Below are 26,966 nucleotides of genomic sequence, written 5' to 3'. Positions count from 1 at the left end.
ATGCATCTGATTTGATGCCTTTTCAACGAAATACACCTGGAATAATTTTATGATGGTCACCTTCGTCTCCGAATGCGAGAAAAAAGCCCTGAACCGCACCCGCAGGGTACTGGACGCCTTCGCCAACCGCATCGGCAGCCGCACCTGGCAAACTGTCATCACCGAAGAAGGCTTGCAGGCGGTAAAAAAACTGTTACGCAAGTCAGCAACCAAAAATACCGCCGTTTCTTGTCATTGGATCAGGAGCCGCAGCCGTAGTGAATTGTTGTGGGTGGTGGGGAATAAAGAAAAATTCAACGATTGGGGCTATGTCCCCGTTAATTACACTGAAGAGGAGTTAATAATGGATGAATCCCAGTTTAAAACGGATAAGATTCTCGCCAATACAAAACGCCAACCTTTATATCAACATTTATTTGCGGTTGGTTTTTTGGCTTATCAGCTCGTTAAACAATTAGTGAATGATGATAAACTGGCAAAAGCAGCCTGTATCGCAGGGTGTATGCACGACTCCGGAAAAGTAGAGCCTGGTTTTCAGGATTGGCTAGCAAATGAATTGAAAAAGAAAACATGTCCAGATGAAATCCCTGAAGAAGGACAACATATTGATAAGAAAACGGGTAAATTTTCGTTTGAAAAACATCCTACCCACAATGAAGTTTCATTATTGTTGTTTCAATTATTGAATCAGGATGACTGCGGCAACAAGGAAAGTCTGGAAAGGGTTGCTCATGTGATTTACTGGCATCATGCCAAGCCGCTTAGAAACCCAAAAAATGATCATAAAAAACTGATTACATTTTACGATCAGCTCAAAAACAATATTGGTGAACAGGCATTGAATGATGTTTGTAAAACCATGCAAACAATACTCAAGCGAGTCAATTATCTTGCCAGTCAGTATCTACAGGATGACCGGCTGGAAATTACCTTACCCAAGGATGAAATTTCAGCCGATGCCGTTGATGATCTGGAACGTTATTTTTTGCCAGAATACAAAATTTATTCCTCCCGTGAGAAGGTTGCTGATTACAAAACCAATATCCTGAAAAATGCCAAAAACAATCTGGCGAGAACTGCTATCATTACAGCCGACCGATTGGTTTCTGCTTTATCGGCAGAAGAATTAGCCCAGCATTTGGAGGAAAAAACACTGGAACAGTTAATGGTGGATAAACTGGAACAAAAAACGGATTTGTCCCGCCAGATCGAGCAATGTTTACAACAATTTAAACAGATGCCCAATGCCGATAGTGAACGAAACAAGCAACAAGCCATTGCAGCACGGAAACTTGCGGAAACGATTGCAGACGAGAGTAATGTTAAAGTGCTACAAGGCCCGGCAGGATGCGGTAAAACCAAGATTGCTTTGGAATGGGCGTTAAATACGGATGTACAACGGATTTTATGGATTTGTCCACGGGTACAGGTTTGTCAGGGCTTGTATCATGACTTAATGCAATCAGAATATTTGCCAGACAGTACGATTGAAATTTTTACCGGGGAGTTCAAGCTCCAGAAAGTCAGCGGAAAAGAGCAGGAAACGGACGAAAAGGATTTTTTTACCGGGGATATTGTAATTACCACGATAGACCAGCTAACCAATGCCATAATTACCCACCGTCAGGTCACTAATCTGGTGGATTTTATGACGGCGCATATCGTATTCGATGAATTTCATGAATACATCAACATGCCCGCATTTAATCTGTTGTTTGCAGAACTAGTCAAATGCAAGGCATTACAATATGAACAAGGAAAAGCGCTGCTGGTTTCAGCCACGCCAAATTATTACTTTGTGCGTGAGTTCTTGGATATTCAGAATGAAGATATAGTTTCAGTTCCCAGCTTTAACCAAAGCCGATATAAAATTGTATTTGAGTCTTTTGAAGAAAAAACAAAAGATGAATCCAATTCTCTCTACCGGAAGCAACCGGCGCAAACCTTCGTCATCAGTAATACCGCAACAACAGCACAGCTGAGCTTTATTCATAATCAGCAACAGGAAAATGCGCTATTACTGCATTCAAAATTCACCAATAGCGACAAGAAAACCTTATTTCAAAAAACGATAGAGCAGTTTGGTCAGCAAGGCCAATGGCAATATGACTTGCTACGCAGCGGTCCAATCGTTCAGGCGGCCTTGAATATCAGTTGCCGCAATATGATCAGTGAATTTACCCATGCGGAAAACTGGCTGCAACGCATGGGACGGTTAAACCGCTTTGCGGAACATACAGAAGTCTGCCAGTACACCATTGCCATACCCAATAGTCTGGCGCAAAGCGGTAAACAGCAAAGTGCTTGTGCGCGGTTTCTAAATCGTTTGCATAGTTTGCAAAGCGCAAAGGCTTGGAATGAATTCTTGCAGGACAAACTGGACAATAACGAAGAGGTTACATTGACCAAATTATATGACCTTTATCGACAGTTTTATGGTGATAAGACCAGCCTTAAAGCCATTGAGCAGGATTTTATTCAATCGCTCAAAACCAGTGTTCAAGTGCTGGAAAGCAAGTTAATGGATCCGGTGCGGATCAGGCTGAAGAAAGAGTCACCTGTCAAAATCAAAAAACATTCTCTTCGGGGCGATAATCGCTTTGTCCAGATGGCGGTGTGTGAGGTTAAGGGCTTTTCAGACAAAAACTTTCTTGATCAATATGCGGTACAAGAGCCTGGAGAACTTACCGCACCCGTTGATGAAATTTGTGGCTATGGTGACAGTAAACAAAATTTATTGTCCTTTATGGCTAAAAAACATCACAACATCGTGGATGGTGTTAAAAAATCCTATAACGACAAGGTGTTGATAAACGAAGCCAGAGACCCGGAAAAACCCGTTTATTTAAGTTACACGCCATTTGACCTGAAAAAAGTCGAGGCACAACCACATCCTTTTGCCATTTACTACGCACAAGGAATCAAACAGCCCATCGGGGCAATTTCAATCAAGCAATTCAATGATGAGGATTAAAACTATGGAAAAAATCACCGGAATCAAAAGCGTGGATTTTAAAGTCAAAGCCCTGGGGCATGGGGTGGTGAATTGGAATGGGCCAACCAATCTAGCCCAGGAAAATGGCACGACGGCTGATAATCATACATTACCCAAGCTAAGAGGCTATACCAACCTGTCAGGCAAGGTAAAGGATACGGGTTACAAATACAGAAAGGAGCCAACCGATATTGATTTTAAGGAAACGCCTTTGTATATCAGTCAAAACTGCATTCGCCATCATCTTTTCCGGGAACAAGCCTTTGATTTGCACTATGCAGCAGAAAAAAATCTAAAAAATGTTCTTGCATCGGTCACAGGTTTAATTCGTGGTTATGTTGTACCATCCAGCCAGTGTAAGCGCACGAGTCCTCTTTTATTTGAGGATTTTGTTGATCAACTGGGTAATGGAAATTTTGAACAATTTGGCCAGGCCGGTGAACGGGATAGTTCTTCTTTCTTTTCCAAAACCACATTTGGCGATACTGAATACTTATCCTACGGTTCAATTAGTATTGAGCAATTACAGTTTATTTCATTAGACAAAAAGTTTGACCGGGCGGCGATGGTCATCAAGGAAGGAGAAGGCGAACAAGTTGCAGGGGCCGTGCAGGATTTTATTCAATCGTTAAATCCGAAATTAAATCCAGTTGCCACCTTTCATCCAAACTATGTCCGCAAAGGCACTATTTTTGAAGAAGGTGAGCAGGGAATTCTGCTTAACAATGATGCGATACAGGCATTAGTGGAGCATACCTTGTCGCGTATTGCTGAGCTATCTATTCGTCAGGCCAAATCCTATATGTATGTGGATGAAATACTGGTGGACTACAACGATAGCAACAAAATGATGCGGATCAAGCGGGATGAAAGTTGTATTTCTGAAAAGCCAGAATCGGAATATGCTTGTTACTTCTATGAAAAATAAATGGGAGGTCTTTGATGCAGATCATTATTGATTATGAAGCAAGTTGGCGCAATTCCTTTCTGGATGGAAGCAATAACGAAGATATGCCCAAAAAAGGGCGAGGGTTTATAGGATCAGGACAAAAGCTCGATAAAGCAGAAAATTTTATCAAGCGTGATGTAACGATAGATACCGTCATGGGTGTTCTGAATCGCTTGATTGGTGATCAACGCAAGCTTTATCAATCCAGACGTTCAGAAAACTACTTTTTCAAAGCGTTGGAAGAGAAAATTTCTTTTCAAGACAAACCGAAAATAAAAAACAATGAAGTCGTTTACATTCGTAATATGACTGGGAGTACCGATCAAAATTCTTTTACTGGTGCAATCAAAGTGAACGATCCCGTTTTCACTTCCGATTATTCACAGTCATTTTGGGGTGTGTTAGCTCTGGATTTTGATGAACTTTGTGAATTTATTATTAACGATGTACCAATAAATAAGTCTATTCAGACAGACCCGTTGGCAATTATTTCTCGGCTTGAATTATTGAATAAAGAAAAACCGGTCGTAGATGAAGGAAAGGTGAATGAAGCCAGAAAGGTATTGAATACACACTATCCCGATGCGCAATATTTAGATAGCAAAGAAAGAGTGAAGCCGATCATGTTTTATTGCTCCGGATTGTATCTTCAAATGAGTCGACTGGAAAAGCAATTTGATATGAGTTCAGCCAAAACGAAAAGTGGAGGAATTAGTGGCATATCGAAAAGAGGTTTTACTAAAAAGGATTTTATGGATCGGTACACTACGGGGAAAAAGAAAAGAGTCTGGGGGAACCCTTATATGCGAAAGGAACGAATAAAGGGAGAAGGTGAAGTGGTTTCACTATTGACCAAAGCCAGCGGCCAACTGGAAATCAGCCTAGATATAGAACAGGAAAAAGCCAAAGAGCTGAAAACTTTGATTGATAACGCTGGCGTATCCAGCTTTTATCTGGGGAAAAAAGGCTTGGCCTATGTTTCCAGAATCAGATTATAAGGACTATAACAATGGATCATTATATTGACATTCGTATACTGCCTGATGCTGAAATGCGGGAAAATGTGTTGCTGAACAAGGTTTATACAAAATTTCACAAAGCCTTGTGTACATTGGACGCTGAAGATATAGGTGTGAGTTTCCCTGAATACAAAATCAAGCTGGGGCGATTGCTGCGTATTCATAGCAATGCTGAAAGATTAACGGAATTACAGAAAATGCAATGGTTAGGTGGATTAGTTGGGTACTGTAACATTGCAGAAATAAAACTCGTTCCGGAAAATACCACTTTTCGCGTAATTTCCCGTATTCAAACCACCATGTCGCCCGCTAAGTATCGTCGTTTATTAGCTCGTGGAACAATTACTGAAAAAGAGCAAAAACAATACAAAGCCAAAATGTTTCAGAAAGGACTAGATAACCCCTATATGGAATTGGAAAGCGCATCAACGGGTAAAAAGTATCGACGTTATCTTATCTTTTCTGATTTGCTTGATAATTCTGTAGAAGGGAAGTTTGATCAATTTGGTTTAAGCAAAACCGCGACCGTTCCATGGTTTTTATGACCCATGTTGTAGTGGTCAAGCAAAACTGAATGTTTCATATGCTCAAGTACTTTTTGAAAACACAAAAATGATTGATAGCATGACCAAAGTTTTCATGGCTCTTTAACAAAATAGAAAAAACAATAAGTTACAACAAGGCTAAAAAAATGGGTAAAAGTCAAAAAATAACCCTAAGTTTTTGTTGTAACTACTTTTTTGTGGTTTATACTACAGTTCACTGCCGCACAGGCAGCTTAGAAATCAAATTTACGCTGGGTATATTGCCCGGGGTCGTTCACTGCCGCACAGGCAGCTTAGAAATTCACAATTTAGATTGACGTACGATATTGATAGTTCACTGCCGCACAGGCAGCTTAGAAATTCGTAATTGATTAAATAAATATCAGCATCAGGTTCACTGCCGCACAGGCAGCTTAGAAAGTTGCAGATCTGCAAGCATTTATTGGATGCAGGTTCACTGCCGCACAGGCAGCTTAGAAAATAAATCAAAAAATCGACGTTCGACTTGAGAGGTTCACTGCCGCACAGGCAGCTTAGAAATGCAGTGAGCGCGGCAATTGCTGCCACAATTAGTTCACTGCCGCACAGGCAGCTTAGAAATTTTTACGGTCGAATCGAACACGTTGTTGCAAGTTCACTGCCGCACAGGCAGCTTAGAAAAGATCATTGTTTTAAAAAGTCAGGCACATTAAGTTCACTGCCGCACAGGCAGCTTAGAAAAGAATTATTGAGCGTGACAGGATTTAACTGTGGTTCACTGCCGCACAGGCAGCTTAGAAAGTTACAGATGGATCAAAGTGAATATAAACAAAGTTCACTGCCGCACAGGCAGCTTAGAAAAAAAGGTTGGCAACAAAAAGAGACCAGTATTTGTTCACTGCCGCACAGGCAGCTTAGAAAGGGAGTTTTAATCAATTGCTCAACTAACATCAGTTCACTGCCGCACAGGCAGCTTAGAAATGCAAATACTGAAGCACAAATCACAGAAGTTAGTTCACTGCCGCACAGGCAGCTTAGAAACAGGAGGAATATTGATTATTCCACGTTTTATTTGTTCACTGCCGCACAGGCAGCTTAGAAACGCAACACAATCGAAAGGGAATGTTGTTGCAACGTTCACTGCCGCACAGGCAGCTTAGAAAAGAAATTGTAATTTTTACATTGTTTGCAAGATGTTCACTGCCGCACAGGCAGCTTAGAAAATTTGCATTAAATAATTCACCCGCCAGCCCGCGTTCACTGCCGCACAGGCAGCTTAGAAAGTCTAACAATGCCGCACCCGACATAAATAAATGTTCACTGCCGCACAGGCAGCTTAGAAAAAGAGTTATTTGAACAATTAAAAAACGAAACTGTTCACTGCCGCACAGGCAGCTTAGAAACCATTAAACCAGAAGATGCATATTCAGAAATAGTTCACTGCCGCACAGGCAGCTTAGAAACGATTTTTGTAATCGAGACGACTGGTGGGGTAGTTCACTGCCGCACAGGCAGCTTAGAAAGTATTGTTATTGTTGACGGTCATATTTTTCTTGTTCACTGCCGCACAGGCAGCTTAGAAAACCAAAACTGTCACGTGCTCCGTTAGTTGAAAGTTCACTGCCGCACAGGCAGCTTAGAAAGTATGCAATGAAATTAATCGTCATCAACTCTGGTTCACTGCCGCACAGGCAGCTTAGAAAGTATGCTTGTACTTTCATTTTTTTATTTTCCTGTTCACTGCCGCACAGGCAGCTTAGAAAATCCATATTGAATACAAAACAGTTCACAAGGTGTTCACTGCCGCACAGGCAGCTTAGAAATCGAGCAAGAAGTGTATGGAAATCAGAAACGAGTTCACTGCCGCACAGGCAGCTTAGAAATTTTTTGAATAATCTGCATCAACAGAATATCCGTTCACTGCCGCACAGGCAGCTTAGAAATCGATATGCTAAATTTTTAGAGTTTGGAACATGTTCACTGCCGCACAGGCAGCTTAGAAAACTAATAATTTCATTAGGTACATTGGGATTCGGTTCACTGCCGCACAGGCAGCTTAGAAATTGATATATAGGCGTTTCAGACCCCAGGCGTGGTTCACTGCCGCACAGGCAGCTTAGAAAAAAAACCTGGGCTGATTGTGTGATTGCAGCCTGTTCACTGCCGCACAGGCAGCTTAGAAATGCGTCAGCCGTGGGCTCCAGGGCAAGCAAGGGTTCACTGCCGCACAGGCAGCTTAGAAAAACACTTATCCACTTATACGATTTTCCTCCAAGTTCACTGCCGCACAGGCAGCTTAGAAACAATCTGATACTGTTCTCATTTCCTCCTTTGAGTTCACTGCCGCACAGGCAGCTTAGAAAATTATCGTTGCAGCGTTATCTGATAATAATAAGTTCACTGCCGCACAGGCAGCTTAGAAACAAAGTCAAATAATAATTTGAATGATTTTGCTGTTCACTGCCGCACAGGCAGCTTAGAAAAAAAGGGCGTCCGCCTCAACAACAATTCCCTGGTTCACTGCCGCACAGGCAGCTTAGAAAATTATCGTTGCAGCGTTATCTGATAATAATAAGTTCACTGCCGCACAGGCAGCTTAGAAAATACCCACCCTGTTCGGTCAGAGTGAAAATAAGTTCACTGCCGCACAGGCAGCTTAGAAACCCGCGGAATAAGGACTACAGACAAGCAAAGCGTTCACTGCCGCACAGGCAGCTTAGAAATTCAGTATATGATAATGAATCCGCTTCATATGGTTCACTGCCGCACAGGCAGCTTAGAAAATCAACATATCTTGCGTGATGGGGATTGTCACGTTCACTGCCGCACAGGCAGCTTAGAAACACCATTTATCAAATGTTTCAAATTTGAATTTGTTCACTGCCGCACAGGCAGCTTAGAAATGGTATGGAAAATCAGGCAGATGCAATCATTAGTTCACTGCCGCACAGGCAGCTTAGAAATCGGGTACAATCATCGGAAAAAGAAATGTATCGTTCACTGCCGCACAGGCAGCTTAGAAAAATCCTGTGCGATCAACAATCGTATATCCACGGTTCACTGCCGCACAGGCAGCTTAGAAAGATCGACATATCACTTAGTACTCCCTGCTTCAGTTCACTGCCGCACAGGCAGCTTAGAAACCGGCGATATGTCACTTGGCGCGACAATCAATGTTCACTGCCGCACAGGCAGCTTAGAAAATCAAATTTACGCTGGGTATATTGCCCGGGATGTTCACTGCCGCACAGGCAGCTTAGAAACGTCATATATTTAAATTTTGGAATTAATGATTGTTCACTGCCGCACAGGCAGCTTAGAAACTGTGCGTGCTTTTCCCCATGTGAGAATTTGCGTTCACTGCCGCACAGGCAGCTTAGAAAAGCGATTTGTGCAATTGTAGGTGGTGTGTATAGTTCACTGCCGCACAGGCAGCTTAGAAAAGATTCAATTGTAACAATTGAATCTGAAAAAAGTTCACTGCCGCACAGGCAGCTTAGAAAATCAGCACCAGGCATTATTGAAATTTCGTTAGGTTCACTGCCGCACAGGCAGCTTAGAAACCACGTAAGAATTTGCCAGCGGATTTTCACATGTTCACTGCCGCACAGGCAGCTTAGAAAGTTGACTGTTTTGATCATCGCCCAGCGTGGCTGTTCACTGCCGCACAGGCAGCTTAGAAACTTACGGAATACATGCAAATATCACACCAGATGTTCACTGCCGCACAGGCAGCTTAGAAATATTACTTAAATTTTGCATGATAACTCCCTAAGTTCACTGCCGCACAGGCAGCTTAGAAATACTACAAATCCATTTCCCTCATTTTGTGCAAGTTCACTGCCGCACAGGCAGCTTAGAAACTTATTTCGCGGGGGCTACAAGCAATACAATCGTTCACTGCCGCACAGGCAGCTTAGAAAGAAAAAAGCAAAAAAACACTATGATGAATTAGGTTCACTGCCGCACAGGCAGCTTAGAAACCGTCAGCCGCGGGCAAGCAAGGTAAGCAAGGGTTCACTGCCGCACAGGCAGCTTAGAAACATGAGTATATTCGTTAGGATATTTTTTTGATGTTCACTGCCGCACAGGCAGCTTAGAAAATTACTGAACGTAATTCTGAACGTCCCATGATGTTCACTGCCGCACAGGCAGCTTAGAAACAGTTGTCCCCTATCTCTTTTAATACTTCATTGTTCACTGCCGCACAGGCAGCTTAGAAAGTTAATGTATGGGCAGAAAAATCACCGGCTTTGTTCACTGCCGCACAGGCAGCTTAGAAATGCAATTTCAAACACTCAAAAATCAGATGAACGTTCACTGCCGCACAGGCAGCTTAGAAAGAAAATCAAATATATTCAGGGAGGATTAGTTGGTTCACTGCCGCACAGGCAGCTTAGAAAATCAGGTCTTCTAGCTGCTGTTGCTTTTAAAAGTTCACTGCCGCACAGGCAGCTTAGAAAATTGATCCTGGATGTCCGATCAATAATTTAATGTTCACTGCCGCACAGGCAGCTTAGAAAAGATCTCTTTTGCTTTTGCATCATCCTTTAGTGTTCACTGCCGCACAGGCAGCTTAGAAATAAGACAAAAAAAGGCTGGGTTATCCTGAAACGTTCACTGCCGCACAGGCAGCTTAGAAAAAAACCCTGGACGATTTAAGTATTCTGGTGGAGTTCACTGCCGCACAGGCAGCTTAGAAAAAATACTGCGCTATTTATGCGAAGGCTATACTTCTCGCAAATGATAATTTAGCATAAAAAGATGACATAGCTCCATGAAATAAATAAGATACCCACATGAGCAACTACCTCCTTCCTGATTCTGAATTATCTAAGCTGCGTGAGGCACATGCAGAGCAGCGAGAAAAGCGGGCAGCCGACCGAATCAAAGCCGTTATTTTGCTGGGTTCAGGCTGGACAGCAATAAAAGTTGCTGAAGCACTTCTCATTGATCGCAATACGATACGCACCTACTTTCGGAAATATCAGAAAGGTGGCCTTGAAAAACTCCTTGAGACGCAACATACAGGCAGTACCGGATTCCTCTCTGTTTCAGAAGCAAAAGAACTGGATGTGTATCTTCAGGAAAACCTTCACTTAACCGCTAAATCTGTTGCTGCCTATATTAAGCGTCGCTGGGATATCAGCTATAGCACACGCGGTGTAACCGCTTTGCTGCATCATTTGGGTTACGTCTATAAGAAACCTAAATTGATTCCTGGCAAGGCCAATGCCAAAGCGCAGCAGGATTTTATTGAAAAATATGAGCAACTCAAGGAAGATAAGCAGCCTGACGACGAGATTCTGTTTATGGATGGTGTTCATCCACAGCACAATCCTGTGATGGCTAGCGGCTGGATCAAGCGTGGTGTTGACTTTGCAATTCAGAGTAATACTGGGCGTCAACGACTCAATATAAATGGTGCTGTCAATATCGAATTGATGGATACAGTCTGCCGCTTCTATGACACGATCAATAGTGAAGCGACCATTGATCTATGCAAGGCGATAGAAGAACGCTATCCGAAGGCAGGAACGATTTACATCATTTGTGATAACGCTCGCTACCCCCCTATGTCAACATACCTGTCGCCTAGGAAATTTTAAATCAAGAGACAAAAATGAGCGTATTTAGCCAAGAATTTAAAGTACAATCAGTAGAAAAAGCATTATCCAGAAGACCAGAACAATCGCTAAAGCAAATTGCAGTTACTTTAGGTGTGGGTTACTCCACACTTCAAAAATGGATTCGGTTAGCTAAGAAAAATCAACTCGAAAAAACAGAGTCAAACATGTCAAAAGAAAAAAGCCCTCAAGATTGGAATACAGTAGAACGTTTTGAAGCCATTGTTCATTGTCATCATCTCACCGATGATCAGGCTAGCGCCTATTGTCGTGAACAAGGCATCTACTTACATCATCTAAATACCTGGAAAGCGGAATTTTTGTCAGAATCTAAATCAACAGAATCCGTATATAAACAGGCGCAAACAAAACTCAAACAAGAAAACAAGCGTTTGCATAAGGAGCTAAACCGCAAAGAGAAAGCGTTATCAGAAACAGCGGCTTTACTGGTGTTATCAAAAAAGTGCCAAGCGATCTGGGGGAAAAGGCGGCCGATTAATCGCCTACTCAGATCGCCAACACTACAGCGCACTCATTGATGAAGCCGTTGACAATGGAGCGCGGCAGAAATTAGCCTGTGAACTGGTGGGTATATCAGCTCGAACCTATCAGCGTTGGAACCGGGGAGAAGGACTCTCAGAAGACCTACGACTGCACAATACAGCGCCTGTGCACAATCAATTATCCGAGGCCATCAAGCAAGAAATCATCACCGTGATTAATAAACCGGAATACAGCGCTTTAACGCCGCATCAAATCGTTCCGAGGTTATTGGATTTGGGCTGCTATCTCGCATCAGAATCAACCTTTTATCGTGTCATGAAAGCCCACAACCAGCTTAAGCACAGAGCTAAAGGAGCCGCAGGTCAGCATAATAAACCGCAGTCACTCAAAGCCACACAGGCCAATCAAATCTACTCGTGGGATATTACGTATTTATTAAGCCCCGTCAAAGGGCAGTATTTTTACCTCTACATGGTGATGGACATCTATAGTCGGAAAATCGTAGGCTGGCAAGTTCATGATGCCGAATCAAGCGCACACGCTGCTGATTTGATCGAAGATATCGCTCGCCGGGAAAACATCGACAAAAAGCAATTGGTGATACATTCTGACAACGGCAGTCCGATGAAAGGCGCAACATTAAGAGCCAAATTGGTCGATTTAGACATTGCCACGTCGTTCAGCAGACCTCGTGTCAGTAATGATAATCCTTATTCAGAATCGTTATTTAAAACAGTCAAATATCATCATACCTTTCCAGAAAACCCTTTTAAAAACATTAAGCGAAGCCAGGAACTGGGTTGAAGCTTTCGTTTGTTGGTTCAACAATGAACATCAACACAGTGCGCTCAAGTTTGTAACACCCAACCAACGCCATAACGGCTTAGACAGCGCCGTACTCGAAAAAAAAAACGAGTCATCGAGCAAGCAAAAAGAGACAATCCAGAGCGATGGAATGGACGACAAACACGAAATTTAACGCCCATTGGCCATGTTTATCTTAATCCGGATAAGGAAAATTTCAACACAACAGAATGTCAAGCAGCTTAATAAAATTCATTTCGTAAATTATTGCAAAAAATGCGACAGGTTGGTTGACATTTAGCGCTACTACCGATCAAAGGTGGTTAGCCAGTACCTGGAGACTTCGAGAATAGAATTGGTTTTCTTGCCGCCTTATGCACCAAATCTCAACCTGATTGAACGATACTGGCGATATTTCAAGAAGGAAGTTTTATACAAACAGTATTATGAAACATTCAAACAATTCAAAACAGCCTGCGAGAATTTCTTTTTGAACCAGAAAAGCATGTTGATGATTTGCGCTCACTATTAACTGAGAATTTTCAAATTATCGGTGCATGATTTGCTAAATTTTCATGTGCGGTGAGTATATTTCGTTCACTGCCGCACAGGCAGCTTAGAAAATGCTATTCGTTATAGCCTCGCTCAACATGCTGTTCACTGCCGCACAGGCAGCTTAGAAAATTAAGTTCTGATAAACCTTTTAAAAGCAGTAGTTCACTGCCGCACAGGCAGCTTAGAAAAGTTATCAACTGCACTATTAAGCGGGTAATTAGTTCACTGCCGCACAGGCAGCTTAGAAATTAATGAACCGGATAAAATTGGTCAGCCACCTGTTCACTGCCGCACAGGCAGCTTAGAAAATCAGTACACCATGCCAGTGCTATTATTCCGAGTTCACTGCCGCACAGGCAGCTTAGAAATTTGCAGATCTTTTTGCCGATTTCATACAGAAGTTCACTGCCGCACAGGCAGCTTAGAAAACTTGCGAGAATTAAGCCAAATCCCGCTTCAGTTCACTGCCGCACAGGCAGCTTAGAAACACACCCAGCCACATGACAGCGGCCTGGCGATGTTCACTGCCGCACAGGCAGCTTAGCAATCGTGGGCGTTACATTCGAAGTCATTGGTTTACTACTCTCCTGATATTATGCCCTAATACTCACAAGACCCAGGCCTGGCAGTTGTTTATCAAAAATAGCAACTGCCAGTTCAAGAAGCCTGGACAAATTAGATGTCTTCCTTTTCCTGCGCCCGTTTCTCCAGTGCGATACCCACCAGTAATGCGCCATTCATGGCCAGTTCAATAGCAACCATCAAGCCAATGACCCATAAAGCCGTCCAAGGCATCCCTACGGTGACGACAATAGCAAAAATCAAACTGGTCACGCCGGTAAACATCATCAGCATCCATTTTTCATTTTCGTTCTGCTGTCTGATTGCTTCCTTGATTCGATAAATACCGACAGCCAAAAACATACCCGCCAACATGATTGTCAGGCCGATCGAAGCCAAAACTGGGTTGAAAATGGAAACCAGTCCGCCCAACGTGTACAAAATAGCTGTGACGATATAAAGGCCACGACTTTTCCAGGATTTCAGTTTATCAGATACGAACGCATGCACTAATTGGGTTAACCCCGCCAACAATATAAAAACCCAAAAAACATGACTGTTGTGATGGTAAACGTCACGCTCATACCCAATCCAACAGCACCCAATATGATCATAATCATCCCTAAGGCCAGTAAAGCACCCCAGGATTCGGGTAGGTGTTGTTTATCATCGTCTTGTGGATCTATATTGGTATTTTCTGTATTCATTTTGCCTCTCCTCTGTTTTTAAAGCCGGTTATATCCGGGCGATATAACCGGCGCTTTTATTATTTTTTGAAAACAGTCGAAAACTGTTGTTTCAATTTATCAAACCAGCCTTTTCCGCCTTTACCGCCTGCAATCTTTTTCTCGATTGCTTTTATTTGGTCATACATCGGTTCAAAAGCATCCTCATCACCATACCCTAACACCTCAGCCAATTCCAGTTGATGTCTGACCGCTTTTAACAATTCAGTCAGAGTTTTATTTTCCTTATCGGTACGTTTTTTATTTTCAGCCAATAATTCAGCTTCTGTAATCAACAGATTCGCCCGCAATAGTGGCAATGGGATGACATGCTCTGTCACAACCAAAGTGTTTAACAAATCATGTAAAGCTTGCTTAGCTTCTTCAATTTTGCCTTGGTCAATTAAAGGTGCCACTGTTTTAATGGTATCTGGGTATGTTGCCAATGGAATGCTGGTCGTTGAAATCACAATCTCACTGGCCAAGCCTTTAATTAAATTTCGTGCTTCCTGCAAACGGCCTTTATCCAATGCTTTTTAGCTTCTTTGACCATTGCTTTAATGCTATCGACATCGGTATAAACATCGATGACAACTTCATTAATATCAACGGGTGCTAATGCCAGGTCGGGATCACGCGCCATGATAAGATTAAGCTTGCCGGTCACTTTCTCTAATAACGACAAGGCTTCATCCTTTTTATTCGCCTCCAAAGCCACTAGGGGCTGTTGCCGTTTGAAAATCCCCCTTGAAATTCAATAACTCCGCCACATAGATTGTTTATTTTGACTCAAAAACAAGCAAACTATGCCCCGACAAATGCTTACGGATGAACTTTGGGGAGAAACTGAAGATAATTATGTTGAAAATGGGAATTTATGACAAACCTTGTCTTCGAAAAACAGTCGAAGGTATTTTTTATCGCTTGCGAGTAGGTTGTCCCTGGAGAGATTTACCCACGGCTTTTGGTAATTGGAATGCGGTATATAAACGATTCAATGACTGGTCTCGTAAAGAAAAACTGATGGGTATTTTTAACGCCCTGGTTGTTGACCCAGACCTGGAATGGGAATTTATTGATGGGAGTATTGTGAAAGCACATCAGCATAGTAGTGGTGCGGCCTGTGAACAAGAAACAGCGATAGGGAAATCTGTCGCCGGGAACACCAGTAAAATTCATATGGCCGTTGATGCCTGTGGTCTTCCTATTCATTTCTCAGTGACAGGCGGCGAAGTTCATGACTGTAAAGAAGCACCGAAATTAGTTGCAGAGCTCCCAAAAGGTGACTATATAGTTGCTGACAGAGGCTATGACAGTGAAGCATTACGTCTTCAAATTAAAGACAAAGGGGCTGTTCCTGTTATCCCAAGAAAAAAAATTCAACTCGGGGAAATGATGAAATGGATTGGTGTCTCTACAAATATCGCCATCTCGTTGAAAATGTGTTTGCAAGACTTAAGCATTTCAGAGCGATCGCCACGCGATATGACAAACTCAAACGAAATTTTGAAGGCTCTATCGCTCTGGCTTGCGCCTTTTTATGGTTACCTATGTGAAATGGCAACAGCCCCTAATGCTTTTTCAGTATTGACGATAGCGTTCACAGCATCGGCCAGAATTTTTTTACGTTCCTCCGATGCTTGGGCTGCTACATTCTTATCCACTTTAGATTGTACAGATTGTGCAGCCGGTGATTGTTTTTGCGCCTTTATCGGGTCAGCAGCTAACGCTGGACCAATATTCATGATGCCTAACATCAAAAAAGAGGCGTAAACTGATTTTTTCATACTTATCTCCTGATTAAAAAAATGTTGCCCTTAATAAATTGTGCCTGTCTAAAAAAATACAAGGGAAAGCATAAAAATTTCTCAGTGAAACGGCTGTCATCACGCTGTAGAATGTTTCTATTTACCGGGAAAAACAATGGATCAAAAACTTCTTGAAATACGTCATTATTTACATCAGCTACAAGATAACATCTGTCAAAGCCTTGAATCTCAGGAGCTTGAAGCACGCTTCATTGAAGATCAGTGGGAACGAGAACAAGGGGGCGGCGGTCGCACCCGGGTATTGAGTGGCGGTGAAATTTTTGAACAGGCCGGCGTCAATTTTTCACATGTTTACGGGCAATCGTTGCCGGCGTCGGCAACGGCAGCCCGACCGGAACTGGCTAACCGCAACTTTCAGGCTATGGGGGTTTCGCTGGTGATTCATCCTAATAACCCGTTCGTACCGACATCCCATGCTAACGTGCGTTTTTTCGTCGCAGAAAAGCCAGGACATGAGCCTATCTGGTGGTTTGGTGGTGGTTTTGACTTAACCCCTTACTACCCTTTCAAAGAAGACGTGCTACATTGGCATAAAACTGCACGTGAGGCGTGCCGTGCTTTTGGCGAGGATGTTTATCCTCGCTTCAAACAGCAGTGTGATGACTATTTTTTCCTGAAACATCGCAACGAAACGCGCGGCGTTGGTGGTTTGTTTTTTGATGATCTGAATGAATGGGGATTTGAAAGGAGTTTTGCGTTCATGCAAAGTGTCGGCGATCATTACATCCCGGCTTATCTGCCGATTGTCGAGAAACGCAAAAACACACCTTACACCGAACAACAACGCGATTTTCAGCTTTATCGTCGTGGACGCTATGTGGAATTTAATCTGGTTTATGATCGCGGCACGCTATTCGGCCTACAATCCGGTGGACGAACCGAATCCATTCTGATGTCATTACCGCCTTTAGTAAAATGGAAATATAACTGGCAGCCCGAAGCGAACAGTCCAGAAGCGGATTTATATGAAAACTATTTAAAGCCAAGAGACTGGCTGGCGGAAGAGTAAGTATGGTGCCCAGGGACAGAATCGAACTGCCGACACGGGGATTTTCAGTCCCCTGCTCTACCGACTGAGCTACCTGGGCCAAGAACCTTTTACCGAAAAGGTAAAAGCTGGCAAAACAACCTGCCAATCCCGATTATTATACGGATAATTTTTTAATCGTCCAGATTTTTTTAATGTTGACGCTTAGCTTCCTTGTTCAACCGACACACACCGTGCAAAACCATGATAGACTTTTTTGAGGTTTTTTTGCAATACGTGGTTAAAGTAATGCAGGTCTAAAACGTACAACGATATGCCACAATACTGAGAATTGGTCCATACCGTTTCTTTTTCTATAGCAATGAAAACGGAGAACCTGCACACATCCATATACAACGTGACAACATGTTGGCAAAATTTTGGCTTCAGCCTGTTACATTAGCGAGTTCAACACGGTTTTCTGCCAGAGAACTGAAAAAACTGGAAGGGCTGGTGCATGATAATAGAAAAATCCTATTGGAGGCCTGGAATGAATACTTTAGCGATTAAACAACACCCTCAAGCCTTGAATGTTCAATACACAGATGAATCATTAGTGGTTGAATTAGTCGATGGACGTACGATTAGCGTCCCACTGGTCTGGTTTCCCCGGCTGGCACACGCGAGCAAAAAACAATTGCGTAACTGGGAATTACTTGGTGATGGTGAGGGTATTCATTGGCCCGACATTGATGAAGATATCAGTGTTCATGGCTTATTGCTTGGCACACAGTCAACACAAAAAACGACTGATGTTAGTTTTGATGGGTTTCGCTGTCGCTCTATCCATTCTACGGACTGATATGTCAACAATGGATAACGCCGACTTCCACGCTATCTTTTTAAATGACACGCCATTGATGGATGTGCGTGCGCCGGTCGAGTTTGCAAAAGGCGCATTTCCAAACAGCCATAACCTGCCGCTCTTAGATGACCTGCAACGTGAATTGATCGGCACCCGTTACAAACAACAGGGCCAGGATGCTGCTATTGCACTGGGGCTGGAATTGGCAACGGACGACATTCGAGCGCAACGCTTGCAGCAATGGATTGAATTTATCCGGCGGCATCCAAATGGTTATTTATATTGTTTCCGCGGCGGCCTGCGTTCGCGCACCACGCAAAACTGGCTCAAACAGCACGGCATTCATTACCCGTTTGTTCAAGGCGGTTACAAGGCCATGCGTGGGTTCCTGCTGGAGACATTGCAACAAAACGTGGCACAACAACCGATTGTTATTTTGAGTGGCATGACAGGTTCCGGCAAAACCCGAGTATTGCAAACCTTACCACACACCTTGGATCTGGAACATTTGGCCAATCATAAAGGTTCCGCCTTTGGTCGTGATGCCCAGGACTTTCAACCCAGTCAAATCAATTTTGAAAACAGCCTGTCGATAGCCTTGCTGAAACACAGGCATTACCATCCAGAAACGTTGTTGATTCTGGAAGATGAAGGTAAACGAATCGGCCGCCTTCAAACCCCTTTAGCCTTATTCAATAAAATGACATCCGCACCGCGTCTATTTCTTGAGCGCTCTACCGAAGAAAGAGTCAGCATTATTCGTGAAGATTATATTGACCATAACTGGCCCCGTTATCAACAGCATCATGGCACCCAAGCGGAAGAACAATTCCAGAATTTTGTGCTGAATAATCTGGCACGCATCAAAAACCGCCTGGGCGGTGTCCGTTACAGCGAAATCCACAAGGCGTTCAGGCAGGCGCTGGCGCATTTTTTCGTAACCGGCAACAGTCACAAATTTGAAATGCCCATTCAGCGCTTGCTGACCGAATATTACGACCCTATGTATCACTATCAATTACAAAAAAAACCGGTCACCATTCTGTTTAAAGGTAATGCCACCGAGATTCAGAAATGGGTGACTCAAAATCGAGTACATGCCGTATGAAAAACGCGCCTGTTTTTAAAGATTTAGTCCTCATCGGCGGCGGCCACAGCCATGCGCTCGTGCTGCGCCAATGGGCGATGATGCCATTACCCGGTGTGCGAATCACACTCATCAGCCCCCAAGTGATGACACCCTACTCCGGAATGTTACCGGGGTTGCTAGCAGGGCATTACAGCTTCAGGCAAACACATATCGATTTACAAAAACTGGCATTGTGGGCTGGCGTTCGTTATATCAAAGACCAAGCCATCCATATCGATCCTCTCAATAACCACATTACACTGAAAGACCACCCAACCATTGAGTTCGATATTGCTTCAATCGATATTGGCTCCACCCCAAACCAATCTATTCCAGGTGCCGCCGAATTCAGCACGCCCGTCAAACCCATCGCCCGCTTTTATGCCCAATGGCAAAAGATTCAAAAAAAAATCCGCCAACACACGATAAACAGTGTAGCCGTAGTCGGCGGCGGTGCTGGCAGCGTGGAGATCATTCTGGCCATGGCCTATCGTGCATTACAGCTCCGCGATAAGCCGCTGCAATTTCATTTGCTCTGTGCAGCCGATAACATCCTACCGGGCTATCATCCACAGGTTAGGAAACGTGCCAAACAACAACTCGAAAAATATGGCATTCAGATTCATACTCATTTCCGAGTCTGTCAGGTCAATCGAGGTCAGTTGCAAGGTACGAATGGGCAAACCCTGGCCACTGATGAAATTATCTGGTGTACCCAGGCCAGTGGTGCGGAATGGTTAAAACAAACACCGCTCGACCCTGAAAAAACCGGCTTTATCCCAGTCAGACCGACACTGCAAAGTCTTTATTTCGATCATGTTTTTGCCGCCGGCGATATTGCCCATATTGTCAAAACTCCATGCCCTAAAGCCGGTGTTTATGCAGTCAGACAAGCGCCTGTCCTGTTTGATAACCTGCGTGCTGTGTTGTTAAAACAGACTTTAAAAAAATATCATCCTCAACGCGATTTTCTGAGCCTGCTCGCCTTAGGCGAAAAAACCGCCGTCGGCTCCAAATATTTTCTAGCCTTTTCTGGCGATTGGGTCTGGCGCTGGAAAGACCATATCGATCGAAAATTTATGCTGCAATTTCATGCTCTTCCTGACTTGGCCATGCCCGCGGCATTAGCTGTGCCACCTGTCCTCATCGAAGATAATGAGCGTCATCAAGCGCATAATGCCGAACGGCGCTGCAATGGCTGCGGCGCCAAAATCGGCGCAAAATTGTTACAAGACAGCCTGGAAAAGGTATTGGGACCGGGCTGTTATAGGCCACAAGATGCGGTACAGGTTAACCCTGGAGGACAAACGATTTACCAGAGTGTCGATGCGCTTAAATCGCTTATTGACGACCCCTGGCTATTTGGCCGCATTGCGGTCAACCATGCGTTAAGCGATCTATACGCCATGAATCTCAAACCAGATTCAGTACAATTATTGCTTACCCTGCCCTATGCTGGACAACGTATTCAGCGTCGTGAACTCACGGCTTTACTGCAAGGCATTGTCGATCAACTGCAAAGCCATCAGTGTCGTTTACTGGGCGGACACAGCTCTGAAGCCAACGAATTGTCGATTGGACTGGTTGCGAATGGGTTGCCACAAGCCCGCCTGTTCAATAAATCTGGCTTACAAGCTGGCGACAAACTGGTGTTATCCAAACCCTTAGGCATCGGCGTTATTCTGGCCGCTGCCATGCAAAATCGCTGTGATGGCAGCGTCTATCAGCATGCCATCAGTAAAATGCTACAAAGCAATCAAGCCGCCGCCCAAATGCTAGCCGACTTGAATGTCGTCGCCTGCACCGATGTCACAGGTTTCGGTCTGTATGGTCACTTGCTGGAAATGTGTCTGGCATCCAACTGCCGCGCCCGCATCGACCTACATCAGATTCCGACACTGGCTGGCGCAGAAACCCTTGCCAAACAACAGATCCGCAGCAGCCTGTACCCTCAAAACCTTGCTCTAACCGGTGTTTCCGCCTGGCCGGAGACATTGCGCCAGAATCCATTATTCGATTTATTGTTTGACCCACAAACATCAGGAGGGTTACTCGCCGCCATTCCAGATACAGATTATCCGGCTCAAAATACGCCTTTTCATCAACAATTTTATACCATCGGTGAAGTGCTGCCTGCCGCCGACCATTCAGCGCCAATTTTAATCGTAACCCGATAGGCGCGTTGCGGTTACTCACTTGCTTTAATCGCTTCTTTGCCTTAATATCAGCGCATGCTTAAATATGGCCACACACTATTCCTGTTGATACTGTTCTTGTTGCAAGGCATTGCGCCGTTAGCACATGCGCATGTGCATCAGTCCAGTGCAGACCAGGGCATTCATCTTGAAGGGCTGTTTGCACCCGCCTTTCCCGGCAAAGCACTGAGTATGCCTGCTGTCGAACCTGACTCGATGACTATTGGCATCCATCATTCCATTCGGCAAACACATTCGCTGACACCAAAAGATACCTGCAACACCAAGAGCAGCGAATTTTTAAACGCCCCGACCCCAAAGTTGAAAACAGCGGTTTTTATTAAATACCAGGTCGCCTTTACCCCGCCTTTACCCCGGTCTACCCTCTTCCGCTCCTTTTCCGCGCCCCGTGCGCCACCGTTTTAATTTAATCCAGCACTCCCCCTAACCTTTCAGGTCAACGCCATGATAAATACTAATGTGACCTGATGTATGACACTAAAATCTGCAAACGGCTCGTCTTCAGTGGCGAATAAGCCCCTAAAACCTTGAGCTGTTACAAAATCTGAAGTGACAACTATGACTTTTTTCAGTTTTATTGTTTTGCTGCTGAGCAGCACGGCTTTATGGGCATCCGATCATATTGCCTTATCCCAGGATCAAATAAACCAGTTGGGTATCAAGCTTGCCAAACCCGAACTCTCAACCAGTATTCCTTTGTTGAATGCACCGGCCACAATAACCATTCCACCCTCGCACAGCTATATCGTCAGCGCCACACAGCCGGGCCTGATTGATAAAATATATGTCACACTGGGCGATCATGTTAAAAAAGGCGCACCTTTAGCCAGCCTGAAAAGCTCTGAATTTTTAACACTACAATTAAATTTCCTACAAGCTTTAAACGATTTACAACTGGCCCGTGCCGAATTCATCCGTAACAAGGAGTTGCATGAAGAAGGTATTATTGCCGCCAAACGCTGGCAGCAAGCCAAAACAAAATTTAATATTTTGACCTCGCACTACAAAGAAGCCCGACAAATGCTCAAGATTACTGGCATGTCGGAAACGGCCATCAAGCAATTGGCCAAGTCGGGGAAGTTCAATGATATTTTGACCATTACCAGTCCGATCGAAGGTATCGTATTAAAAGGCTTTATTTTGCCTGGAAAACGGGTCGATACTCTGACGCCCTTATTCAACATAGCCGACCTAAGCCAATTGTGGCTGACAATCAATATTCCTCAGCATGATATTTCCCGTATCCAGAAGGGCGATATTGCACGCATACCGGGTACAAAGGTATCCGCCACCGTGTTTTTTATTGCGCGCAACGTCAATCCCAGCAATCAAACTGTATTGGTACGCGCCCGCGTTGACCAGGGTCTGGACAGCATCCGGCCAGGACAGAAAATCAATACCCAGCTTCACCGCAAGATTCAAGGCCATGCCTTCAAAATCCCCAATACGGCACTGATCCAATTTAACAATACGCCTTATGTGTTTGTTCGAGATGAAACCGGTTTTTTTGCACAACCGGTAACGATTCTTGGCGCTCAAGATAATTTCAGCCTGGTTAAAAATATACCGGAAAACAGCCTGATCGTTGTTAAAGGCACAACCCTGCTTAAATCACAACTGGCTGACCAGTCAGGGGAGGAATAATGGCTGCCTTGATTCGTATGGCGCTGACACAGCGTCTGTTAATGTTGCTGGTAACCTGTTTATTGATTGGCGGCGGCTATACCGCCTTTCAACGCATTCCGATCGATGCATTTCCTGATGTATCACCCACCCAGGTCAAAATTATTGTCAAAATGCCGGGCATGCCGCCGGAAGAAATTGAAGCACGTATCACAGCGCCGATTGAAGTGGAGCTACTCGGTATTCCGCATCAAACCATGCTACGCTCAATTGCCAAATACTCGCTGGCCGATATTACGCTCGATTTTGAAGAAGGCACCGACATTTATTGGGCTAGGCAACAAGTCGCCGAACGCTTGAGCGTAGCCTGGGGTAATTTACCTGCCGGTGTAGAAGGTGGCATCGCACCAATGACCACGCCTTTAGGTGAAATGCTGATGTTCACTATTGAAGGCGGCGACCTGAGCTTGATGCAACGCCGTAGTTTACTGGATTGGGTCATCCGACCTGCCTTGCGCACCGTTCCCGGCGTTGCCGATGTCAACAGCTTAGGCGGTCTGGTACGCAGCTTTGTTGTCATTCCCGATAATATTCGGATGGCCGCACGGCATATCAGTATGGCGCAACTCACCCAGGCCATACAACAAAATAACCGCAATGACGGTGCCGGCCGCCTTGATCAAGGTGAAGAAACATTGGTGGTCAGAGCCGAAGGCCGAATTAAAACACTACACGATCTTGCCAACATCGTCATCGATAAACGCAATGGCGCGCCCATTCGCGTCATCGATGTAGCTGATGTCAAGATCGATGCACTCACCCGCTATGGGGCTGTGAGCAAAAATGGTCAATCCGAAGCTGTCGAAGGCCTGGTACTGAGCCTACGGGGTGCGAATGCCGGCAAAACAGTCAAGGAAATACACCAAAAACTAGCGACATTACGTCAAGCCTTGCCTGAAGGTGTGCACCTGGATATTTTTTATGACCGTGGCGACCTCGTAGGCTCTGCCCTGTCATCGGTCAATAATGCCTTATTACAAGCCATTGCATTTGTGGTCATTTTACTGGTTTTATTTCTGGGTAATTTAAGGGCCTCTATTGTCGTCGCCCTGATCTTGCCGCTGGCTGCCTTATTTACCTTTATCATGATGCATTTCATGAATATGTCGGCCAATCTGATGAGCCTGGGTGGATTGACCATTGCCATCGGCATGCTGGTCGATGCCGCCGTTGTCGTGGTTGAAAATATTCTGACCCATTTTGCCGAAACCGAAAAATCCAAGCGCCTGCCGCGCCTGCATGTTATCTATCGAGCAAGCCGCGAAGTCGCTATCCCGGTCATCTCCGGCACATTTATCATCATCATCGTATTTTTACCGTTACTCTCCTTACAAGGCTTAGAAGGCAAACTGTTTTCCCCGGTGGCACTGACCATCGTTTTTGCGCTGGCCGGCGCATTGATTTTATCCTTGACGGTCATCCCTGTTTTTGCCTCATACCTGCTCAAGGCCGGTGTCGTCAAGGAACCCTGGCTGGCCCGAAAAGCACATCAACTGTATATGCCTTTATTACACTGGAGCATTCATAACAGTAAAAAAGTATTCATCGGCGCTGCGGCGATGCTCGTGTTTGCCGCCTTTATTTTCACCCAGATTGGCAGTACCTTCATGCCGATCATGGATGAAGGCAGTATCGTGCTACAGCTGGAAAAACTACCGTCAATTACTCTGAAAGATTCTATTGCGCTGGATATGCAGGTGCAGCGCACTATCTTGAAAAATGTCCCTGAAGTCACCAATATCATTTCCCGTACCGGTTCCGATGAAATCGGCCTCGACCCGATGGGCTTGAATGAAACCGACACCTTCCTAGAATTGCGTCCTAAAGACGAATGGCGAATGCAAACCAAAGAAGAGTTGATCGAATCCATCCGCCAGGTCATGAAGGGCATGCCAGGAATCGCCTTCGGCTTCACTCAACCCATCGCGATGCGTGTCTCCGAAATGTTGACCGGTTCTCGCGGCGATGTCGCAATTAAGTTATTTGGTGATGACCTTGACCTCCTTAATCAAAAGGCGGAAGAAATTGCTGCCCTGATTAAAACCATTCCTGGCGCCAGTGATGTATTCACCAGTCGTAATGAAGGGATGCAATATTTGCAAGTGACAATCGACCGTCTGGCGGCGGGCCGCTTTGGTCTCGATGTGGACCAGATTGAACAGATTTTACGTGCGCAAATTGAAGGTCTTAAGCTCGGCATCATCCAGGAAGGTATCCGCAGAACGCCTCTGATTATACGAGGACAAACGCCCATCACGCATTTTAAAAACCTGCAACTGGCCTTGCCATCCGGCCAACAAATTCCGCTATCGGAAGTCGCCAAATTGGAAAAGGTTGATAGCCTGGTCTCCATCAAGCGTGAAAAAAGCCAGCGTTTTATTGTGGTACGTTGTAATGTGAAAGACCGAGATCTGGTCGGTTTTGTCGATGAAGCCAAACAATCGATTCAAAATTCGATAAAACTACCAACCGGCTATTTTCTGCAATGGGGCGGCCAGTTTGAAAACCAACAACGGGCGGCCGCACGTCTGACCATCGTTGTTCCTATCGCGCTGCTGCTCATTTTTTTATTATTGTTCAGCACGTTTGGCTCACTTCGACAAGCCGCCCTGGTCTTCTCCAATATTCCATTGGCCATGATCGGCGGCGTTCTGGCCTTATGGCTGTCGGGTGAATATTTGTCGGTTCCGGCCTCTATTGGCTTTATCGCCCTGCTGGGCATCGCCGTCCCTAACAGCGTTGTCTTGTTAAGTTATTTTAACCAGTTACGCGCTACCGGCATGGCCGTATCTGAAGTCATTATTGTCGGTTCCAGTCGCAGACTGCGCCCCGTGTTAATGACGGCCAGTCTGACTGCCTTTGGCCTGCTGCCAATGTTATTTGCATCCGGCCCCGGCTCTGAAATTCAGAAACCACTAGCCATCGTTGTCATTGGCGGACTACTGTCCTCCACTTTTCTGACCTTGATTTTACTGCCGATCTTGTATCAAAAATTCGGCGAACCCAAACAGGAGCAGGTATGAATTACACTGAATTCCAAGTTACCATCAATGTTCCGCCCTTACTTGAGGAGCCTATGGTGGATTGCTTGCTAGCCATCGATTCCGATGGCTTCAGTAGCCTGAACGTCAACGCCCACACGATCAAGCATGACCAATTGTCTCTGGTCGAACAAGTCAGCGGCCGACAAAAACAGGTGCGTTTTCAAATGTATGTCAAGCAACCCCAATTACAGCCCCTACTGGAGCATCTAAAACAAAATTTTGCCGGTGCCGGCATTCAATACTGGGTGTTGCCGGTGTTAGAACGGGGCTATATTTAGGCTTCCGGTGGTGCCGTTTGCCGATTACGGCGGAACAGGCCGGCAATGAAGCGTAATACTTTTTTAATGCCACGCCACAATTTGGGCAATAGCCAGATTAATAGCAGTATGAATAATACGAACAGCACTAGAAAAATCGTTGGGTGTTGGATGCTAGCCCAAACGCCAGCTATAACGGCTACATCCTCACCTATCGATGCCGCCCAGTTGCTGAAAGGTTCGGGCGAGGTATTGATCAACACCCGGCTCCCAGCCTTGGTTGCATGGCTTGCAGCAGCGACACTGCCACCGGCAATCGCTGCCACAAGCTCGACCGCTGGATTCAAGTCGCCTACCGCACCGGCCGCCAGCATAGCGCCGGCCGGAATGCGAATAAAGGTATGAATGGCATCCCAGCCGGTATCGACACCGGGCACTTTATCGGCAAAAAACTCTACGCAATACATTAACCCTGCCGCGCCAATCACCAATGGATTCGCCACAATCTGCAAATCCGGCGGCAAAGCAATATTCCCCGTATTTGCCATCAAACCCAGCATCAACAGCGTGGCATACAAATTGATCCCACTGGCCCAAGCCACCCCCATGGTTAAGGCCAATTGTGTTGAAATCTGATCTAATGTTTCCATTTTTTACTCCATAAACAGCCACACATAACATCAAAACAATCACATCGTATCGTTAATTTTTAT

The 26,966-nt window shown here is 44.8% G+C and carries 19 protein-coding genes, 1 tRNA gene, 3 pseudogenes and 2 CRISPR repeat arrays; of the genes and pseudogenes, 17 read left to right on the top strand and 6 right to left on the bottom strand.

Features of this window, described 5'->3' with window-relative positions:
• Window positions 1–49 precede the first annotated feature (49 nt).
• The 7 genes and pseudogenes from JEU20_RS07325 to JEU20_RS07295 all read left to right on the top strand — a co-directional run bounded on the left by JEU20_RS07325 (window position 50) and on the right by JEU20_RS07295 (window position 12,954).
• Entirely contained in the window at window positions 50–2,974 is a 2,925-nt protein-coding gene (locus tag JEU20_RS07325; RefSeq protein ID WP_198244593.1) for a CRISPR-associated endonuclease Cas3'', read from the top strand.
• Between the two features lie 4 nt (window positions 2,975–2,978).
• Window positions 2,979–3,923, top strand: coding sequence for a type I-Fv CRISPR-associated protein Cas7fv (gene cas7fv, locus JEU20_RS07320; RefSeq protein WP_198244591.1), 945 nt, complete (start codon window positions 2,979–2,981; stop codon window positions 3,921–3,923).
• A 14-nt stretch (window positions 3,924–3,937) separates the two neighbouring features.
• Complete coding sequence (gene cas5fv, locus JEU20_RS07315; RefSeq protein ID WP_198244589.1) at window positions 3,938–4,942, top strand: type I-Fv CRISPR-associated protein Cas5fv; 1,005 nt, start codon at window positions 3,938–3,940, stop codon at window positions 4,940–4,942.
• Window positions 4,943–4,953: 11 nt separating this feature from the next.
• Window positions 4,954–5,508, top strand: coding sequence for a type I-F CRISPR-associated endoribonuclease Cas6/Csy4 (gene cas6f / locus JEU20_RS07310; RefSeq protein ID WP_198244587.1), 555 nt, complete (start codon window positions 4,954–4,956; stop codon window positions 5,506–5,508).
• A gap of 212 nt (window positions 5,509–5,720) precedes the next feature.
• A CRISPR array of direct repeats spans window positions 5,721–10,190; the repeat unit is 28 nt; unit sequence GTTCACTGCCGCACAGGCAGCTTAGAAA.
• A gap of 96 nt (window positions 10,191–10,286) precedes the next feature.
• Window positions 10,287–11,096, top strand: a complete 810-nt coding sequence (locus tag JEU20_RS07305) for an IS630 family transposase (RefSeq protein ID WP_198244586.1) — start codon at window positions 10,287–10,289, stop codon at window positions 11,094–11,096.
• A gap of 14 nt (window positions 11,097–11,110) precedes the next feature.
• A pseudogene (locus JEU20_RS07300) lies at window positions 11,111–12,668 on the top strand (IS3 family transposase).
• Between the two features lie 73 nt (window positions 12,669–12,741).
• Window positions 12,742–12,954 (top strand): transposase, encoded by a 213-nt coding sequence (locus tag JEU20_RS07295; RefSeq protein ID WP_198244584.1) that lies wholly within the window; start codon window positions 12,742–12,744, stop codon window positions 12,952–12,954.
• Window positions 12,955–13,017: 63 nt separating this feature from the next.
• Window positions 13,018–13,524: direct repeats of the CRISPR family, unit length 28 nt; unit sequence GTTCACTGCCGCACAGGCAGCTTAGAAA.
• Window positions 13,525–13,652: 128 nt separating this feature from the next.
• Here the strand turns inward: JEU20_RS07295 and JEU20_RS07290 are convergent.
• The 3 genes and pseudogenes from JEU20_RS07290 to JEU20_RS07280 all read right to left on the bottom strand — a co-directional run bounded on the left by JEU20_RS07290 (window position 13,653) and on the right by JEU20_RS07280 (window position 14,930).
• Entirely contained in the window at window positions 13,653–14,072 is a 420-nt protein-coding gene (locus tag JEU20_RS07290; protein WP_214657293.1) for an HdeD family acid-resistance protein, read from the bottom strand.
• On the bottom strand, window positions 14,057–14,245 hold the full coding sequence (locus tag JEU20_RS07285) for a hypothetical protein (protein WP_198244580.1): 189 nt from the start codon (window positions 14,243–14,245) through the stop codon (window positions 14,057–14,059). The genes JEU20_RS07290 and JEU20_RS07285 overlap by 16 nt, the downstream gene beginning before the upstream one ends.
• Window positions 14,246–14,304: 59 nt before the next feature.
• Window positions 14,305–14,930: pseudogene (locus tag JEU20_RS07280) on the bottom strand (YfdX family protein).
• Between the two features lie 139 nt (window positions 14,931–15,069).
• On the opposite strand from JEU20_RS07280, the pseudogene JEU20_RS07275 reads away from it, so the two are divergent.
• Window positions 15,070–15,819 (top strand): annotated as a pseudogene (locus tag JEU20_RS07275) (IS5 family transposase).
• On the opposite strand, the gene JEU20_RS07270 reads toward JEU20_RS07275, so the two are convergent.
• Window positions 15,808–16,050 (bottom strand): hypothetical protein, encoded by a 243-nt coding sequence (locus tag JEU20_RS07270; protein WP_198244578.1) that lies wholly within the window; start codon window positions 16,048–16,050, stop codon window positions 15,808–15,810. The pseudogene JEU20_RS07275 and the gene JEU20_RS07270 sit on opposite strands and share 12 nt — an antisense overlap.
• 136 nt (window positions 16,051–16,186) lie before the next feature.
• Between JEU20_RS07270 and hemF the strand changes: the two genes are divergently transcribed.
• A complete protein-coding gene (hemF, locus tag JEU20_RS07265; RefSeq protein WP_198244576.1) occupies window positions 16,187–17,101 on the top strand; it encodes an oxygen-dependent coproporphyrinogen oxidase in 915 nt (304 codons plus the stop codon).
• A 3-nt stretch (window positions 17,102–17,104) separates the two neighbouring features.
• On the opposite strand, the gene JEU20_RS07260 is transcribed toward hemF, so the two are convergent.
• A tRNA-Phe gene (locus JEU20_RS07260) sits at window positions 17,105–17,180 on the bottom strand.
• A 221-nt stretch (window positions 17,181–17,401) separates the two neighbouring features.
• Between JEU20_RS07260 and JEU20_RS07255 the strand changes: the two genes are divergently transcribed.
• The 8 genes from JEU20_RS07255 (at window position 17,402) to JEU20_RS07220 (ending at window position 26,274) form a co-directional block, all read left to right on the top strand.
• The gene (locus tag JEU20_RS07255; protein ID WP_198245938.1) at window positions 17,402–17,629 is read left to right on the top strand and encodes a DUF4160 domain-containing protein; all 228 of its coding nucleotides are present in this window, start codon (window positions 17,402–17,404) and stop codon (window positions 17,627–17,629) included.
• Window positions 17,610–17,921, top strand: a complete 312-nt coding sequence (locus tag JEU20_RS07250; RefSeq protein ID WP_198244574.1) for a DUF2442 domain-containing protein — start codon at window positions 17,610–17,612, stop codon at window positions 17,919–17,921. Before JEU20_RS07255 ends, JEU20_RS07250 begins: the two co-directional genes overlap by 20 nt.
• A gap of 1 nt (window position 17,922) precedes the next feature.
• On the top strand, window positions 17,923–19,032 hold the full coding sequence (mnmH, locus tag JEU20_RS07245; RefSeq protein ID WP_198244572.1) for a tRNA 2-selenouridine(34) synthase MnmH: 1,110 nt from the start codon (window positions 17,923–17,925) through the stop codon (window positions 19,030–19,032).
• Entirely contained in the window at window positions 19,029–21,230 is a 2,202-nt protein-coding gene (gene selD / locus JEU20_RS07240) for a selenide, water dikinase SelD (protein WP_198244571.1), read from the top strand. Before mnmH ends, selD begins: the two co-directional genes overlap by 4 nt.
• A 54-nt stretch (window positions 21,231–21,284) precedes the next feature.
• Window positions 21,285–21,674, top strand: a complete 390-nt coding sequence (locus JEU20_RS07235) for a hypothetical protein (RefSeq protein WP_198244569.1) — start codon at window positions 21,285–21,287, stop codon at window positions 21,672–21,674.
• A gap of 153 nt (window positions 21,675–21,827) precedes the next feature.
• Entirely contained in the window at window positions 21,828–22,913 is a 1,086-nt protein-coding gene (locus tag JEU20_RS07230) for an efflux RND transporter periplasmic adaptor subunit (RefSeq protein WP_198244567.1), read from the top strand.
• A complete protein-coding gene (locus JEU20_RS07225) occupies window positions 22,913–25,975 on the top strand; it encodes an efflux RND transporter permease subunit (protein ID WP_198244565.1) in 3,063 nt (1,020 codons plus the stop codon). The genes JEU20_RS07230 and JEU20_RS07225 overlap by 1 nt, the downstream gene beginning before the upstream one ends.
• Window positions 25,972–26,274, top strand: a complete 303-nt coding sequence (locus JEU20_RS07220; RefSeq protein ID WP_198244563.1) for a DUF3240 family protein — start codon at window positions 25,972–25,974, stop codon at window positions 26,272–26,274. The genes JEU20_RS07225 and JEU20_RS07220 overlap by 4 nt, the downstream gene beginning before the upstream one ends.
• Here the strand turns inward: JEU20_RS07220 and JEU20_RS07215 are convergent.
• Window positions 26,271–26,903: a DUF4126 domain-containing protein gene (locus JEU20_RS07215; protein WP_198244561.1), complete on the bottom strand. Its 633-nt coding sequence runs from the start codon at window positions 26,901–26,903 to the stop codon at window positions 26,271–26,273. The genes JEU20_RS07220 and JEU20_RS07215 overlap by 4 nt on opposite strands.
• Window positions 26,904–26,966 lie beyond the last annotated feature (63 nt).

The sequence above is a fragment of the methane-oxidizing endosymbiont of Gigantopelta aegis genome, assembly GCF_016097405.1.
Classification (GTDB): domain Bacteria; phylum Pseudomonadota; class Gammaproteobacteria; order Methylococcales; family Methylomonadaceae; genus Methylomarinum.
This window is presented reverse-complemented; position numbering and strand designations above follow the sequence as displayed.